Origin of the sequence: Sphingopyxis sp. BSNA05 (genome assembly GCF_013265645.1) — a bacterium.
GTDB lineage: Bacteria > Pseudomonadota > Alphaproteobacteria > Sphingomonadales > Sphingomonadaceae > Parasphingorhabdus.
Genome location: NZ_PYIA01000063.1, coordinates 1 through 14,491 on the forward strand (window position 1 = coordinate 1; position 14,491 = coordinate 14,491).

Sequence of the window (14,491 nt, forward strand, 5' to 3'; positions counted from 1 at the left end):
GCGCGTGCGGGAGATGGGCCCCTGCCTTCGCAGGGGCACGCGGAGTCCCCTAGCCGTCGAACCCCACAAACACGGCAGCCTCATCCACCGGCTTCCGCTCCGACACCACGGCATTGGCGGGAAAGCTCTCGTCCGGCCAGCCGAGTGCAATACTTTTCATGATCACCTGGTCATCGGCAATGCCGGCATGTTCGCGGACCACCGGCGACTGCATGATGCCCTGGCTGTTGATCACCGTACCCAGTCCCCGCGACCAAGCCGCATTGACCAACGCGGTTGCCACGGCGCCACAGTCAAAGGGCGTATCGTCACTGCCGTCCACCGCGCGGTCATAGGTGATGATCACGCATACCGGCGCGTCAAATTGCCGGAATCCCCGCATCACCCAGTCCTGCCGCGCTTCCTTGTCGTCGCGCTCGATCCCCATCGCCGAGAAAAGCTGTTTCGCCACACCGATCTGCCGCTCGCGATGCGCGCCTGCAAAGGCCTCTCCGGTCCGGAACTCGCGCGACTGCGGCACCCCGGCCAGCATCTGCTCGGTGTTGCCGGCGCGGATTTTCTCCAGCGGCTTGCCGGTGATGACGTAAAAATTATAGGGCTGCGTGTTCATCGAAGAGGGGGCGCGCATCGCCAGTCCCAGTATTTCCTCGATGAGTTCCTGCGGAACAGGGTCCGGCTTGTAGCCGCGTATACTGCGCCGGCCGAGGATTACGTCGTCAAACTGCATGGAAGTCTCCGTGTGTAAATATGGGCTGCTGGCTAGCGGACAAATGGCGCTGTGCAAAGCCCGCTGTTGTCAGCGGCTTGACCGCAAACGACGGCCAGTGTGCTAATAGAGTGCATGATCCCCATTATCTGCTAAGCCCCACGTCATGAAAGACCGTTTCGAACGCCACAAACAGCCCTGGACCAGCGAAGAAGTGCAGAAGCTGCACGCCTTTGCCAAAAAGGGCATGACGCTCAAGGCCATATCCAAGGCGCTGACCCGCAGCGAAGAATCGATCCGGACCCGGTCCAAGCTGGACAAGCTGAAAATCGCCAAGAAGCGGTAAAACGCCCCTGCAAACCACTGGCTCGACAGAAACGGGAATGCCGGACTGATTCAAAGCAATCGGTCAAAAACGGCATTGAAGCGGTCAGTGCCGCTCATTTTCCCCTTCATAATCCTCGATATGCTGCAAGTAATAGCGAGCGCTGACGACTTTTATCATCAGATATTCTCCGACAATCATGATGAACCAGTCGGCTGCGATTGCGGCGAAGATTGCGGCAAAGATGCCGATGAAAAACCTAAGATTCCTGCCTGGGCGACAGCCAGTCCAAGCGTGCCGAGCAATACCAGCGCCGACAGGAAAGTTGCGACGACCGGCAGCATCGCCTTGCACCAGAACAGGTGCGGGAAGTCCCGATCGGAATCGATTGCACCCGATTTCGCGATCTTGCGGAGTTCGTGCGCTGCCAGATTTGCGGTCTTGATCGGCATCGTGAATATCGAACGGATGAGGATCAGGCCACCCGACGCAAGCCCCGGTCCGCGGGCTTTGCCGCTTTTCCCTGACGGTCCGGCTTCCGTGTCGGCTTGCAACGCTGCGCCACAATTGGCGCAATAGCTATCTGCCGCTTGAACTTCAGTGCCGCAAGATGTGCAGACCATCGATTACCCCCGTATAGCGCCCCTTGGGCTGGCTTATCACAAAATTTGCCCCTTTCCACAAGCCGCTTCCTCCGGGTTCCCCCAAACCTGCCTATCGACTACCGGGCACCTGCGGGAACATTTGCAGCGGGCAACAACACTAGCCCCGCGGCACCCGGATCTTGTCGACCAGCCAGCCGATCTCCTTCGGCGGCGCGCTGGTGAACCGCGCGACCGCAATAGCCACCGCGAAATTCAGCAGCATTCCGATCACGCCAATACCCTCGGGCGAGATTCCGAACAGCCAGTTGGCCGCGACATTGCTTTCCGGCGACCAGAGCTTGAACCAGCCGATATAGAGGAAGGTGAAGGTCAGGCCCGTTACCATTCCGGCAATCGCGCCCTCGCGGTTCATCCGTTTGGAAAAATCCCCATGAAGATCGCCGGAAATAGCGAGGCGGCGGCCAGACCAAAGGCGAAAGCAACCACCTGCGCGACCCATCCGGGCGGATAGATGCCGAGATAGCCGGCCACAACGATCGCTGCGGTAGCGGCCAGCCGGGCTGCGAGCAGCTCGCCCTTCTCGGTAATCTGCGGTCGGAAGGTGCTTTTCAGAAGATCGTGACTGATTGACGAACTGATCACCAGTAGCAGCCCCGCCGCCGTCGACAGCGCCGCCGCCAGACCGCCGGCCGCGACCAGCGCGATCACCCAGCCTGGCAGATTGGCGATTTCCGGATTGGCCAGCACCATGATATCGCGGTCAACATAGACCTCGTTCGGATTATCGTTCGCCGCAGCATTTTCTACAACACGTTCACCACTGGGTCCGGTGCTTGTCGTGAACTGCGGCGCGCCCTGAAAAGGATCGCCCTTGCCCAGCTGCATCTTGCCGTCGCCATTTTTGTCGCGCCAGGCGATCAGGTCGTTGCTCTCCCAGTTTTGAACCATGCCGGTGCCTCAGCATAATCGATATCCTGCACGCTATCGATGAAGTTGAGCCGGGCAAAGGCGCCCACCGCTGGTGCTGTGGTATAGAGCAGGGCAATGAAAACCAGAGCCCAACCCGCCGACTTGCGCGCGTCCGACGCCTTGGGCACGGTGAAGAAGCGGACAATGACATGCGGCAGGCCAGCGGTTCCGATCATCAGGCAGCGGTGATGCAGAAACGTCGATCATCGACTTGCTGCCGTCGGTATAGGCGGCAAAGCCCATGTCCTGCAGCACCAGATCCAGCTTTTGCAGCACATAGAGTCCCGACCCGTCATTGACCGTCGAACCCAGGCCCAGTTGCGGTACCGGATTGCCGGTGATCAGGAAGCTGATGAAAAAAGCCGGGACCATATAGGCAAAGATCAACACGCAATATTGCGCGACCTGCGTATAGGTGATGCCCTTCATCCCGCCGAGCACGGCATAGACAAAGACAATCGCCATGCCGATGATAACGCCGAGTGTGATCGGTACATCGAGAAAGCGGGAGAAGACGATGCCAACCCCGCGCATCTGCCCGGCGATATAGGTGAAGCTGATGAAGATCAGACAGATCACCGCCGCCACCCGGGCCGCTTTCGAATAGTAACGCGTGCCGATAAAGTCCGGCACCGTAAACTGGCCGAATTTCCGCAAATAGGGCGCGAGCAAAAGCGCCAGCATGACATAGCCGCCGGTCCAGCCCATCAGATAGACCGAGCCGTCATAGCCGGAAAAGGCAATGATTCCGGCCATCGAGATGAAACTCGCTGCCGACATCCAGTCGGCTGCTGTCGCCATGCCGTTGACCACGGGATTGACCCCGCCGCCGGCGACATAGAATTCTTTCGTCGAACCGGCCCGCGACGCGATCGCGATCCCGATATAGAGCGCAAAGGACAGGCCAACGAAAATATAAATGAGTGTCTGGGTTTGCATCAGCCGCGCTCAATCATCGAGATCATATTGGCGCTCGATCTGCTTCATCCGCACGCTGTAAAAGATGATCAGCAGGATGAAGAAATAGATCGCGCCCTGCTGCGCGAACCAGAAGCCGAGCGGATAACCGCCAATGGCAAATTGATCGAGAAAGTCGCGAAAGAGGATGCCCGCGCCGAAAGAAACGACGAACCAGATCGTCATCAACGTCGCGAGCAACCGGATATTCTGTGACCAATAGGCCTTTTCCACATCGCTGGTAGCCCCGTCGCCAACGGACTTTTCCGGACTGTTATCGGACATGCTGGCCTCCCCCATTTTTCGTTACCGCCCAAACTAGGAGGTCGGGCAGGATTGCGCAAACAGGTTTTCGGAGCCCCCCGCTACAGGGAGACAGCGGCAGCGTCTCGCGCTCGCCTAGCGCGCGGCGTCATCCGGGACGGATGGGGAAATTCTCGAACGCAGCAGCAAGGTGGCCTGATCATATAAGTTCGAATCCTGATGGGCACGCGCCATCAGTTGCGCGCCATCAACGAGCGCAAGGCAGGCGTTCGCTTCTTCGACAGGATCGCCTATATCGGCTATGCTGCCATCCTTGAGGCCCAGTTCGAACGTCTCGGTCAGCCACGCGATATTGGCTTCATGAAAGCTAAGCAGATCATCGACGATTTCACTGTGCAGTCTGTCGCGGTCAATATTCAGCGCAATCGACATGCAGATCGACTCGCCTTCTTCGACGAAGGTGCCGGTTTCGACAATATAGGCCATTAGACGATCACCCGCACGGCGCTGCTGGCCCGTCTCTTCCAGAAACGAGAATATCTGACCGGAGAAACGCCGGAATATCGCGGCTATCAGTTCCGATTTCGAGGAGAAATGGTAATATATGCTCGACTTCTGGATACCGACATCACGCGCAATCTGGTCCAGACTGACGCCGTTATATCCCCGTCTGCGGACCGCCTCGGCAGCAATGTCCATGATCGCCAATCTGGTACTCATCGGGCGCCCATAACAGCAGGATCCTGCGATGTAAAATATACTATGCCTGTCATAAATTTTAAGCATATCGAGCATTAAAATTAACGATAGACCCCTATTCTTGATTGACTACCAACCGATCGGTCGATACGCGCTCGCAAGTCGAGTAGGTGACAGGAGTAAATATGCGTGAGTACAAAGATATAATTTCAAATAATGCCCGTTCTGGCAAACCAACTGATCACGCACGCACACAAGTCAAAGCACCGGCTGCCAATATCGGGACAGACCGGGGCTACAATATTGATCCGGCGAGGACCGCTGCGTTCTTGCTAAAAAGTCGCGCCATCGCTGTGTATCAATTGCGCGACAGCAAGCTTTATATCGATGACATCTCCTGGCACATCCTGCTGGACCTGATCGTTTCGACCGATGCTGGAACGCCGGCCACCGCGCTGGATCTTGCGTCCAGACTTGATGTAAAGACGTCGATCCTGTCACGATATATCGACTATATGATCGATAGCGGGCTGGTCGAAAAATATGCCGGTGGCGGGGACAAGAACCAGGCGCCCCTAAGACCGACTGCAGCGGGCAATGCCCTGTCCCGCGATATATTACAGAAAATCGGTCAACAATTCGTCAGTATCTGACGACATAATTCCAATTGCTATGCTGCCTTGATCGACCCGTTGGTCCGTTCAATATCCGCAAGCTGGCAGAGTTCCCCGATCGCTATATCCACATGGATGGCAGCTATGCTCGCCTGAATGGTGTCCAGTTGCGACAGAATCTGTTCGAGCTGGTCGATCCATTCCCGCAAGGCTTCGGTGTCACTGCTCATCGTTTTAAACAATTTTTCCTGCTATTCTTGTGGAACCAAAATCAGACCGGCACCGTTTGCATCCTTTTGCTCCACCAAGTCAACCATTTCCCATGCACGACCGGAGCCGGGTCAGATTCGAGCCAGTTATCGCTTGCCGGAATCAAGCTGAATTCCAATTGAATGTAAATAGCCATATTATGGTGTAACATACAACTATTTACAGTTCATGCCTGACCTCACAGCTCTTCCACCGATCCCGTGGTCTGCTCCCGGAGAGACGATGGCCTCAATCAAATTTCCCGCTCTTCGGGAATCCCGTCGGTGGCAACCGGCCCGCCGCCCCGCGCGCGACCCGCCACATGGTCAGATCATTTTCCGTGCGCGTCCGGCCGCTTTCACCGCCCATGGTCCAGCTCAGCCCTTCTTCCAGTCTGAACAGGATCGCGTCGGACAGCCCGCCGTCCTTGTAGCGCTGCAGCATGACGCCCTGCCCCCTTGCCATTTCCGGCATTTCGGAAAGCGAGAAGACGACCAGTTTGCGGTTTTCGCCGATCGCCGCGACATGGTCGGCATTTTCCGGAACCGGGCGGACAACGAGCAGGCGTGCGTCGCCCTTAAGGTTCGCAACCTGACGACCCTTCTTGGTTTCAGCAACCACATCGGCGATATTGGCGACGAAACCGCGCCCCCAGGTCGAGGCCAGCAGCAGCTTCCCCTTCATGTCGGCGACCATTAGCGCAATCGGTTCGGCGCCAGGTTCCAGGTCGACCATAGATCCGACCGGTTCGCCAAATCCGCGCGCGCCGGGAAGCTTGTCCGCCCCGATCGTATAGAAGCGCCCGTTGTCGCAACACATCAGCAGCTTGTCGGTGGTCTGCGCGTGGAAGGCATATTTCGGGCCGTCGCCTTCCTTGAACTTGAAACTGTCCGGCGTGGAAAGGTCCGCATGGCCTTTCATCGCCTTGATCCAGCCGCGCTGCGACATGATCACGGTGACCGGCTCCTTCTCGATAAAGGCTTCAAGAGAGATTTCCCGTGCGGGCGCGGCCTCGATCAGCATCGTCCGCCGCGCGCCAAGTTCGGTATCCTCGGCATAGAGCTTGCGCAGCTCCGCGAGATCCTTCTTCAGCCGTGTCTTCTGCCGCGCCGGGCTGTCGATCAGCTTTTCCAGCCCTTCCCGTTCCTCGAGCAGCTTGTCGCGCTCGGTCCGCAATTCCATCTCCTCGAGCTTGCGCAACGAGCGCAGACGCATGTTGAGGATCGCCTCGGCCTGACGGTCGGTCAGCTTGAACTCGTCCATCAGCATCGGCTTGGGTTCGTCATGATTACGGATAATCTCGATCACCCGGTCGAGATTGAGATAGGCAATGATATAGCCTTCGAGCAGTTCGAGCCGGGCATCGATCTTGTCGAGCCGGTGCTGCGAACGGCGCACCAGCACTTCAATCTGGTGGACAATCCAGTGCCTCAAAACTTCGCTTATGCCCATCACCTTGGGCACCCGGTCCTTGTCGAGCACATTCATGTTGAGGGAGAAGCGGTTTTCCAGATCCGACATGCGGAACAGCGCGTTCATCAGGTCCTCGGGATCGACCGCGCGGTTTTTGGGTTCGAGAACAATCCGAACCTGTTCATCGGATTCATCCCGGATATCAGCGAGGATCGGCAGTTTCTTGTCGGCAATGATCTGGGCGATCTGCTCGATCAGCTTGCCTTTTTGCACCTGATAGGGAATTTCGGTGACGACGATCTGCCACGCTCCGCGCCCCTCGGCGTCTTCCTTCTCCCACTTGCAGCGCACCCGCATCGCACCGCGTCCGCTTTCATAGGCCGCGTCGATCACCGATTTGGGATCGACCAAAGTGCCGCCGGTCGCCAGATCCGGCCCCTTGATGATCGCCATGATCTCGGCATGTTCGGCCTTGGGACTATCGATCAGCAAGGTTGCGGCGTCGATAATCTCGTGGACATTGTGCGAAGGAATACTGGTTGCCATGCCCACGGCGATCCCGCTCGCGCCGTTCGCGAGCAGATTGGGAAACAGGCCGGGCATGACCTCGGGCTCTTCATCCTCGCCATTATAGGTCGGTTTTAGGTCGGCGGCATTCTCGTCCAGACCGTGCATCAGCTCGATCGCCGTGCGGGTCAGCCGGGCTTCGGTATAGCGATAGGCGGCAGCATTATCGCCGTCGATATTGCCGAAATTCCCCTGCCCGTCGACCAGCGGATAGCGCAGGGAGAAAGTCTGGGCGAGACGGACCATCGCATCATAGACCGACTGGTCGCCATGCGGGTGATATTTACCGATCACATCGCCGACCACACGGGCGCATTTCTTGTAACCTTGCGACGGATCGAGCTTGAGCAGCCGCATCGCCCACAGGAGACGGCGATGCACGGGCTTCAGCCCGTCGCGCAAATCCGGCAGCGACCGCGCGGTAATCGTCGACATCGCGTAAATCAGATAGCGTTCGGAAAGCGCCGCATCAAAGGGCGCTTCGACTATCGCATCAAATTCATCTTCGGGTTCTTCGGGCGGGGCTTCGGTTACATCACTCATGCTCGCAGCGATAGCAGGGTGGATTCATGCTTGGTAGTGGGAAATTGGTCCCGGCAGTGTGAGACGCGGTTTCCACCGACCAACTTCAAGGCCCGGCGCACGCATTAGCCGGGATGAGGCCCATGATTACCCTGTAGATGAGCTTTCACAACCCAGGACACATCGTTGACGATGTCACAGCATCACATTAGCGTCAGAGTCATTCGCGGGAAGAGGAACCAGAGCCATGCGTTTTTCATTATTTGCCATCATGATGCTTTCGCCTTAGCCGCATGCAGCAACGGCAGTGAATCCGGAGCCGAACTGCAGATGACGGAAGAATCGGCAGATGCATATTCTGTCGAAGAGCCCCCTGTTCGGGATTCGGAAAGCGCCAACAGCACCGCGGAGGCTGGCGACATCCCGGTTTCGGTTCCACAGATCGCCTATAGCTATCAATATGGCTTTCGCCTTCCAGCCTCGGAAATTGCAAAGACTCAACGGGCTCATGTCGAATTGTGCGAAAAACGCGGCCCGGAAATCTGCCGCGTCCTGAATATGGACAATAGTGGCGGAGAAGGTGATTATGCCACGGGCATGCTGAATATCGAAGTTGCCGCGCCACAAGCGCGTGCCTTTGGCGAGCAGCTCGCCAAAGCGGTCGACAGCAACGGCGGGAGCCAGATTGCGACATCGATAAGCGGCGAAGATCTTTCCAAGCGGATTGTCGACACGGAAGCACGTCTCCGAAGCCGGAGTTTATTGTCGCAGCGCCTGACTGAACTGCTCCGGACCAAGAAAGGGAGCGTGGCGGAACTCGTAGAAGCCGAGCGCGCGGTTACGCAGGTCAATGAGGAAATCGATCAGGCCCGCGGTTGGCTGAAGGAAATGCGCGGACGCGTGGCATTCAGCAAGATCGTGATCAACTACCAGTCCGCGGCGCCAGGTTCTGGCGGTTTCTCAAGGCCAATTCGAGAAGCTTTCGCCGGTATCGCCTCGACACTCGGTTCTTCGATCGGTGCCGCGATCACATTCCTTGCCGTCACCCTGCCCTGGATATTGGTTTTGTGCTTGGGGATTTACCTGCGTCGCAGATTCAAGGCACCGGACCGCACATTCTGGGGGCGTCGGATTGAAGTCGCCGCATCCTCGGACGATTGATTGCGCCGCCATTCACTTTGGCATATAGATGGAGTTCAACGCCCCGGTTCAATCGAAATCGCACGATTCGGTTCTCCGGGGCATGATTTTTGTCGCTCTCTTTGCGAAGTGGAACCCAGCAATGTCCCGTCGTCGCCAGATTTACGAAGGTAAGGCCAAGATTCTTTACGAAGGTCCTGAGCCAGGCACTATCATCCAGTATTTCAAGGATGATGCCACCGCTTTCAATGCCGAGAAAAAGGCACGATCAACGGCAAGGGCGTGATCAACAACCGGATCAGCGAGCATATTTTCACATTGCTCGGCCATATCGGTATCCCCAGCCACTTCATCCGCCGACTCAACATGCGCGAACAGCTCGTCAAACAGGTCGAGATTGTCCCGATCGAAGTGATTGTTCGCAATGTCGCTGCCGGTTCCCTTTCCAAGCGCCTCGGCATCGAAGAAGGCACACCGCTGCCGCACACATTGCTGGAATATTGCTACAAGGATGACGCGCTCGGCGATCCGCTGGTTGCCGAAGAACATATCGCCTGCTTCGGCTGGGCCAGTCAGGAGGAAATGCAGGATATTTCCGCCATGGCCATCCGGATCAACGACTTCATGGCCGGCATGTTCGCGGGAATCGGCATCAAGCTGGTCGATTTCAAGCTCGAGTTCGGACGGGTTTTCGAAGGCGATTTTTCCCGGATCATTCTCGCTGACGAAATCAGTCCAGACGGCTGCCGCCTCTGGGATCTCAAGACAAACGAGAAGCTCGACAAGGATCGCTTCCGCCGCGATCTGGGTGGAGAAGCCGAGGCTTATCAGGAAGTTGCCCGGCGCCTCGGATTGTTCCCGGAAGGCGGGAGCGAAGTGACCGACCTCAACAGCGAACGGAAAAAGCGCGGAAAGTAGGCTGGCCGCGACTTCGCCGGGCACTGCAACAAGCCTTGGAATGTCCGGGAACGGCAAGCAAAAGCTGCGATGGTTTACGCCAAATTAACCATTGAACTGATAGCACGGACCTCATGTGGAACCCATGTGAGGAATTATTCCGATGCGCCTTTTGATTTTGCTCGCCAGTACAACGATGCTCGCCGCTTGCGGCGGTGCCGGCCCCCAATCCGCTGGCAGCAGCGCGCCTCCAACCGGCGGCACGGGCAGTGGATCCGGCAGCGGGACCGAGCATACATTTGTCGATCCGACCGAAGCCAAAACCTACACCGCTGTCGGCTCGTCACACAGCTATCAGTCGACCGTGCTGGATCCGGGCGCCAATGGCCAGCAACGGACGGTGCGTCAGACCACCCAGATCAGCCAATTATATCAGGGTGATGCCACAACGGTTCGCAATTCGAGTCTGACCATCGCCTATGATCCACGGGACGCGATCTTCAACGTCAGCTTTACCAACGGTCTGGCCGGAACATCCGGCGCCAGCCGCTTTCAGGATCCATTGCATCGCACGGATTTCGGAGGCGCCGTCGAACCCCAGGTCGGCACACCGAATCTCGGCTCTAATCTGTGGAACATCCCGGGAGTTCAATATCTCGAATCCGGCGCGTCGAACAATGTGGTTCAGGCAGGAGTATTGACCGGCGCGTCCGCGGAATTCCTGTTCGATCTGATCGATAGGGAGCAGGCCGGCAGCTACGACGCGACGACCTTCTTCTATCAGCTTCCCGGCACCGACACGCAATATGTCACATTTGCCGGTTATCTCCGGAACAAGGCTTCCGTCTCCTATGACGCGACACCGGCCTGACCACGCAGGTCAGCACGCTTGAACGAGGTGCCTTTGCCTATGGACAAATAACATCCAATGACAATGTGCCCACATCGGGCACCGGCACCTTTGACGGCACGATGTTGGCCACGATGGTTTTCAACGACCAGCCAGACATCACGGGCAACCGCGACACCTACATGCAATGGATCGCGGGCAACGCATCGACGAGCGTCAATTTCGGAGCGAACACCTTTTCGCTCTCGCTGGACGGTTCGGTCGGCGCCCCAACGTTCGACGGCACCAGCGGACAGCATAGCGTGCTCGAGGGCGCACGATTTTTGCCAATGGCGGCGGCGACATCAACCTGGTCTCCGCAGGCGGTTTCTTCGGCCAGTTCAACGAGGCATGGTTCGTCAATCCGGACAGCTCGAGACTGGATCTCGTGATCGCCGGGTCCAGCATCAACGGTGCCTTCTACGGTCCGGATGCCGAGGAGCTGGGGGGTGGCTATCGTATCGTTGGCGGCACGCCGGACGAACGGATCGACATTCTGGGAACCTTTGTCGGCAAGCAGCCCTAGAGGCAGGGATGCGTAATTCCGCCACTCTGGTAAAAACCGCAGCGCTCTCCTGCGTGGCAATTGCAGGACTGGGCCAGGCTCGGGCAGCGACACCTATGGCAATGCTGGCCGATGGCGCTGCCGAGATTGCTTCGAATTTCGAGCCGGGCTGCAACAGCGCCGGCCAGTGCAATCTGCGCGTGACACCGCAACAGCTTCTGGCGCAGGCGGAAGCCCTGATCCAGCAGAAAAATTATCAGGCGGCACTGCCTCTGGTCGACGCTTTGGGACAGGTGCCCGAGTTGCAGATGCAGCAACGCTTTCTCGCCGGCTATATCGCCATCGAAACGGGTGACATCAAAGGCGCGATCCGGAAGTTCCGGTCGATACTGAATGAAAATCCGGGACAGACGCGGGTCCGGCTGGAACTGGCGAGAGCCTATTTACTGACCGGCAAGGAAGCCAGCGCCGACTATCATTTCCGCCTTGCACAAAATGACGAGAATCTCCCGGACGAGATCGCCAGGACCATTCGCAACACGCGCAGCATTTTGCGCGATCAGAGGATATGGCGCTTCAGTTTCGATTTCGGCTTCGCGCCGGATACCAATATCAACGGCGCCACGGATGCAGAGTCCATCGACATCAACTTCGGCCCGATCAAATTGCCGCTGCAGCTTGACGAAAATGCGCGCGAACGTTCGGGAATCGGCCAGACCGCCGGCTTTTCCGGTGGCATTCGGATCAAGACCAGCGACCGGATGGCGCTGTTGTTCGACGCTGACAGCAAGATTGTGAACTACAAGGGCAAGGAAGCTGACGATATCGTGGTTCAGGTTGCCGCAGGTCCGGAACTGCGGATTGCCCGCTACAGCAGCATCTCGCTTCAGGCGGTCGGTCTGCATCGCTGGTACGGCGGACGGCTCGCGACGCGGGAATATGGCGGACGTGTCGGATATCAACAGGCGCTCAGCGAAGGACAGAGACTGGGTGTCGAACTGGACGTCAGGCGCACCGAATCCCAGACCAGCGATTCCTACAGTGGCTGGCAGCTTGGCGCGAATGCCACCTACGAACATCTCGTCGGCAAGGCACTGATTGCTTCAGCCAGCGTTTTTGCCCGTCGTGATCTGCTCAACGCCGAAGGCTTTTCCAGCTTCAACTACGGGGTCAATCTGGGGCTGGGTGGAGAATTGCCGCTGGGGCTGAACGCCGGGGTGGCCGCCAGCGTCAGCAGGTCGGCATTTGATGCCCCCTTGCTGCTCTATTCCACCGAGAAAAGGCAGGACTGGCGCGGATTCGCCCGCGCCTATATGGGCAGCCGCAAAATCAAGTTTCTCGGCTTCTCACCCTCCGTCGACTATGTATATTCGCGGGTGGACAGCAATTACGATCTGTATGAAATGAGCCGTCATCGCGTGAATTTCAAATTTGCCCGCTATTTCTGACGCGATAATGGCGCAATCCGGCATTCGTCCTTTCCAATTGTCCTTCTAACTCTTGCCCCGGCTAATCTTGGCGCTATAGCATGGCGTTGTTGACGACGGCAAAACGCGAGGGCGCAGGATGAAAGTCAGAATTTTTGTTACGCTGAAACAGGGCGTATTGGACCCTCAGGGCAAGGCTATCCACCATGCGCTGGAAAGCCTGGATTTTCCGGCGTAAACGATGTTCGTGCCGGCAAGCTGATCGAACTCGACCTTGATCCGTCCGTCAGCCGCGAAGAAATCGAAAAATGTGCGACAAGCTGCTCGCCAACACCGTGATCGAAAATTATGATATCGAGATGCCGGATTCGGCACTGGAGACCGTTTCCTGATGCAATCCGCAGTGATCGTCTTTCCCGGCTCGAACTGCGACCGCGACATGGCCGTCGCGCTGGAAACCGTTTCGGGACAAAAGCCTCACATGGTCTGGCATGGCGACAGCGAGCTGCCGTCGGGACTTGATGTCATCGCGGTTCCCGGTGGTTTTTCCTATGGCGATTACCTGCGATCGGGGGCCATGGCTTCACGATCCAACATCATCAAGCCGGTGATCGAAGCCGCCGCTCGTGGCGTGAAGATCTTGGGCGTGTGCAACGGGTTCCAGATCCTGACAGAAACGGGGCTGCTGCCGGGCGCGCTGATGCGCAACAGCAATATCCATTTCGTCTGCAAGGATGCCGAACTGGATGTGACCAACAATGATACGATTTTCACGTCGGGCTATGGCAAAAACGCCGCGATCTCAATTCCTGTGGCCCATCATGACGGCAATTTCTTTGCCGATGATGAAACGCTGGACCGGCTGGAAAACCAGAATCAGGTGGTGTTCCGCTATCGCGACGACATCAACGGATCCTCGCGCAATATTGCGGGCATCATCAACGAAGCCGGCAACGTATTGGGCATGATGCCACATCCGGAACGGGCAATTGACCCGAAACATGGCGGCACCGACGGGCTGGCCCTGTTCGAAAGCCTGCTCCGCTAGTTCCCGGCAAGGTTTCGATCGGATCGCTAACGGCTCCGAATAGAAAACACCGCAGATCGTGGAACTGATCGCCTTACAGAGCGATCCATAGTTTCACATTGCCGATATTGGATCGGCCCGGCTTTGCCGGAGGCGGTACGGGCACCGCAAGCCCCGATATTCTCAACCCGAAACAGCCCAGGACGGGTCTGATCCGACGCGCGGGTAAGCGATTGTGTGAAACGGCTCTCCGCCCCCGCATATCGCCAAAGCGGAAACGAAAAAGGGCCGGTCCGAAGACCAGCCCTTTCCGAAATAGGTAGCAATGTTGCTATTAGTTACCGGAACCAGGTCCGTACATAACTTCAACACGACGGTTCTGAGGCTCACGGACGCCGTCTGCGGTTTCAACGCGAGGACGCGATTCACCGAAGGCTTCGCTCGAGATAACGCCGCTACCGATGCCGCGCGATTCAAGATACGCACGAACAGCCGCGTTGCGACGCTGGGACAGACCGACGTTGTAGCTGGCAGAACCAGATTTGTCAGCGTGACCAGCCAGCATGACCTGAGCCGAACCACAATCGCCATATGCGGTAACCGCATTGTCGAGAACCGAAGCCGCTTCCGGAGTGATATCCGACTGATCCCAGTCAAAGAACACAATGTAAGGGCCAGGTGCACATACTGCCGGTGGTGGTGGCGGTGGTGGCGGT

The 14,491-nt window shown here is 57.5% G+C and carries 18 protein-coding genes and 4 pseudogenes; 10 read left to right on the forward strand and 12 right to left on the reverse strand.

What is annotated here, in order from left to right:
- Nucleotides 1-49: 49 nt before the first annotated feature.
- Nucleotides 50-727: a nitroreductase gene (locus C8024_RS07125; RefSeq protein WP_173203770.1), complete on the reverse strand. Its 678-nt coding sequence runs from the start codon at nucleotides 725-727 to the stop codon at nucleotides 50-52.
- A gap of 145 nt (nucleotides 728-872) precedes the next feature.
- Here C8024_RS07125 and C8024_RS07130 point away from each other — a divergent pair, with 145 nt between their 5' ends.
- Nucleotides 873-1,052, forward strand: coding sequence for a hypothetical protein (locus C8024_RS07130; RefSeq protein WP_100093701.1), 180 nt, complete (start codon nucleotides 873-875; stop codon nucleotides 1,050-1,052).
- A 176-nt stretch (nucleotides 1,053-1,228) separates the two neighbouring features.
- Here the strand turns inward: C8024_RS07130 and C8024_RS07135 are convergent, their stop codons facing one another.
- The 8 genes and pseudogenes from C8024_RS07135 to C8024_RS07150 form a co-directional block, all read right to left on the reverse strand.
- Nucleotides 1,229-1,585 carry a hypothetical protein gene (locus C8024_RS07135; protein ID WP_254305678.1) on the reverse strand — a complete coding sequence of 119 codons (357 nt, stop codon included), beginning with the start codon at nucleotides 1,583-1,585 and terminating at the stop codon, nucleotides 1,229-1,231.
- A 3-nt stretch (nucleotides 1,586-1,588) separates the two neighbouring features.
- Nucleotides 1,589-1,654: pseudogene (locus C8024_RS23125) on the reverse strand (zinc-ribbon domain-containing protein); the annotation flags it as partial.
- A 139-nt stretch (nucleotides 1,655-1,793) separates the two neighbouring features.
- Complete coding sequence (locus tag C8024_RS20120; RefSeq protein ID WP_217272067.1) at nucleotides 1,794-2,048, reverse strand: hypothetical protein; 255 nt, start codon at nucleotides 2,046-2,048, stop codon at nucleotides 1,794-1,796.
- Complete coding sequence (locus tag C8024_RS20125; RefSeq protein WP_217272068.1) at nucleotides 2,045-2,584, reverse strand: hypothetical protein; 540 nt, start codon at nucleotides 2,582-2,584, stop codon at nucleotides 2,045-2,047. Before C8024_RS20125 ends, C8024_RS20120 begins: the two co-directional genes overlap by 4 nt.
- On the reverse strand, nucleotides 2,554-2,781 hold the full coding sequence (locus tag C8024_RS21200) for a hypothetical protein (protein ID WP_254305679.1): 228 nt from the start codon (nucleotides 2,779-2,781) through the stop codon (nucleotides 2,554-2,556). The genes C8024_RS20125 and C8024_RS21200 overlap by 31 nt, the downstream gene beginning before the upstream one ends.
- Before the next feature lie 79 nt (nucleotides 2,782-2,860).
- A pseudogene (locus C8024_RS20130) lies at nucleotides 2,861-3,544 on the reverse strand (VC_2705 family sodium/solute symporter); the annotation flags it as partial.
- Nucleotides 3,545-3,553: 9 nt separating this feature from the next.
- Nucleotides 3,554-3,847, reverse strand: a complete 294-nt coding sequence (locus C8024_RS07145; RefSeq protein WP_254305680.1) for a DUF4212 domain-containing protein — start codon at nucleotides 3,845-3,847, stop codon at nucleotides 3,554-3,556.
- 114 nt (nucleotides 3,848-3,961) lie between these two features.
- Nucleotides 3,962-4,546 (reverse strand): TetR/AcrR family transcriptional regulator, encoded by a 585-nt coding sequence (locus C8024_RS07150; protein WP_173203773.1) that lies wholly within the window; start codon nucleotides 4,544-4,546, stop codon nucleotides 3,962-3,964.
- Between the two features lie 332 nt (nucleotides 4,547-4,878).
- Between C8024_RS07150 and C8024_RS07155 the strand changes: the two genes are divergently transcribed.
- Nucleotides 4,879-5,178, forward strand: a complete 300-nt coding sequence (locus tag C8024_RS07155) for a hypothetical protein (RefSeq protein WP_173203774.1) — start codon at nucleotides 4,879-4,881, stop codon at nucleotides 5,176-5,178.
- A gap of 17 nt (nucleotides 5,179-5,195) precedes the next feature.
- On the opposite strand, the gene C8024_RS07160 is transcribed toward C8024_RS07155, so the two are convergent.
- Complete coding sequence (locus C8024_RS07160) at nucleotides 5,196-5,369, reverse strand: hypothetical protein (protein ID WP_164089071.1); 174 nt, start codon at nucleotides 5,367-5,369, stop codon at nucleotides 5,196-5,198.
- 268 nt (nucleotides 5,370-5,637) lie between these two features.
- Nucleotides 5,638-7,911, reverse strand: a complete 2,274-nt coding sequence (gene parC, locus C8024_RS07165) for a DNA topoisomerase IV subunit A (protein ID WP_173203775.1) — start codon at nucleotides 7,909-7,911, stop codon at nucleotides 5,638-5,640.
- Between the two features lie 309 nt (nucleotides 7,912-8,220).
- On the opposite strand from parC, the gene C8024_RS07170 reads away from it, so the two are divergent.
- The 8 genes and pseudogenes from C8024_RS07170 (at nucleotide 8,221) to purQ (ending at nucleotide 13,796) form a co-directional block, all read left to right on the forward strand.
- Nucleotides 8,221-9,051, forward strand: a complete 831-nt coding sequence (locus C8024_RS07170) for a DUF4349 domain-containing protein (protein ID WP_254305681.1) — start codon at nucleotides 8,221-8,223, stop codon at nucleotides 9,049-9,051.
- Between the two features lie 121 nt (nucleotides 9,052-9,172).
- Nucleotides 9,173-9,948 (forward strand): annotated as a pseudogene (purC, locus tag C8024_RS07175) (phosphoribosylaminoimidazolesuccinocarboxamide synthase).
- Nucleotides 9,949-10,090: 142 nt separating this feature from the next.
- Nucleotides 10,091-10,798, forward strand: a complete 708-nt coding sequence (locus C8024_RS07180; RefSeq protein ID WP_173203777.1) for a hypothetical protein — start codon at nucleotides 10,091-10,093, stop codon at nucleotides 10,796-10,798.
- 65 nt (nucleotides 10,799-10,863) lie between these two features.
- Nucleotides 10,864-11,208, forward strand: a complete 345-nt coding sequence (locus C8024_RS07185; protein WP_173203778.1) for a hypothetical protein — start codon at nucleotides 10,864-10,866, stop codon at nucleotides 11,206-11,208.
- The gene (locus C8024_RS07190; RefSeq protein WP_173203779.1) at nucleotides 11,205-11,342 is read left to right on the forward strand and encodes a transferrin-binding protein-like solute binding protein; all 138 of its coding nucleotides are present in this window, start codon (nucleotides 11,205-11,207) and stop codon (nucleotides 11,340-11,342) included. The genes C8024_RS07185 and C8024_RS07190 overlap by 4 nt, the downstream gene beginning before the upstream one ends.
- Before the next feature lie 8 nt (nucleotides 11,343-11,350).
- Nucleotides 11,351-12,769, forward strand: coding sequence for a surface lipoprotein assembly modifier (locus C8024_RS07195; protein WP_173203780.1), 1,419 nt, complete (start codon nucleotides 11,351-11,353; stop codon nucleotides 12,767-12,769).
- Nucleotides 12,770-12,887: 118 nt separating this feature from the next.
- A pseudogene (purS, locus tag C8024_RS07200) lies at nucleotides 12,888-13,140 on the forward strand (phosphoribosylformylglycinamidine synthase subunit PurS).
- Entirely contained in the window at nucleotides 13,140-13,796 is a 657-nt protein-coding gene (purQ, locus tag C8024_RS07205; protein ID WP_173203781.1) for a phosphoribosylformylglycinamidine synthase subunit PurQ, read from the forward strand. Before purS ends, purQ begins: the two are co-directional and overlap by 1 nt.
- Nucleotides 13,797-14,109: 313 nt before the next feature.
- On the opposite strand, the gene C8024_RS07210 is transcribed toward purQ, so the two are convergent.
- Nucleotides 14,110-14,491, reverse strand: a 382-nt coding sequence (locus C8024_RS07210; RefSeq protein WP_173203782.1) for an OmpA family protein, incomplete at its 5' end; no start/stop codon positions are given.

Bases quoted from the DNA above. Each gene is read 5' to 3' on its own strand.
- C8024_RS07125 (WP_173203770.1), bottom strand. From the start codon at position 727: ATGCAGTTTGACGACGTAATCCTCGGCCGGCGCAGTATACGCGGCTAC.
- C8024_RS07130 (WP_100093701.1), top strand. From the start codon at position 873: ATGAAAGACCGTTTCGAACGCCACAAACAGCCCTGGACCAGCGAAGAA.
- C8024_RS20120 (WP_217272067.1), bottom strand. From the start codon at position 2,048: ATGAACCGCGAGGGCGCGATTGCCGGAATGGTAACGGGCCTGACCTTC.
- C8024_RS20125 (WP_217272068.1), bottom strand. From the start codon at position 2,584: ATGGTTCAAAACTGGGAGAGCAACGACCTGATCGCCTGGCGCGACAAA.
- C8024_RS21200 (WP_254305679.1), bottom strand. From the start codon at position 2,781: ATGATCGGAACCGCTGGCCTGCCGCATGTCATTGTCCGCTTCTTCACC.
- C8024_RS07145 (WP_254305680.1), bottom strand. From the start codon at position 3,847: ATGTCCGATAACAGTCCGGAAAAGTCCGTTGGCGACGGGGCTACCAGC.
- C8024_RS07150 (WP_173203773.1), bottom strand. From the start codon at position 4,546: ATGAGTACCAGATTGGCGATCATGGACATTGCTGCCGAGGCGGTCCGC.
- C8024_RS07160 (WP_164089071.1), bottom strand. From the start codon at position 5,369: ATGAGCAGTGACACCGAAGCCTTGCGGGAATGGATCGACCAGCTCGAA.
- parC (WP_173203775.1), bottom strand. From the start codon at position 7,911: ATGAGTGATGTAACCGAAGCCCCGCCCGAAGAACCCGAAGATGAATTT.
- C8024_RS07170 (WP_254305681.1), top strand. From the start codon at position 8,221: ATGACGGAAGAATCGGCAGATGCATATTCTGTCGAAGAGCCCCCTGTT.
- C8024_RS07180 (WP_173203777.1), top strand. From the start codon at position 10,091: ATGCGCCTTTTGATTTTGCTCGCCAGTACAACGATGCTCGCCGCTTGC.
- C8024_RS07195 (WP_173203780.1), top strand. From the start codon at position 11,351: ATGCGTAATTCCGCCACTCTGGTAAAAACCGCAGCGCTCTCCTGCGTG.
- purQ (WP_173203781.1), top strand. From the start codon at position 13,140: ATGCAATCCGCAGTGATCGTCTTTCCCGGCTCGAACTGCGACCGCGAC.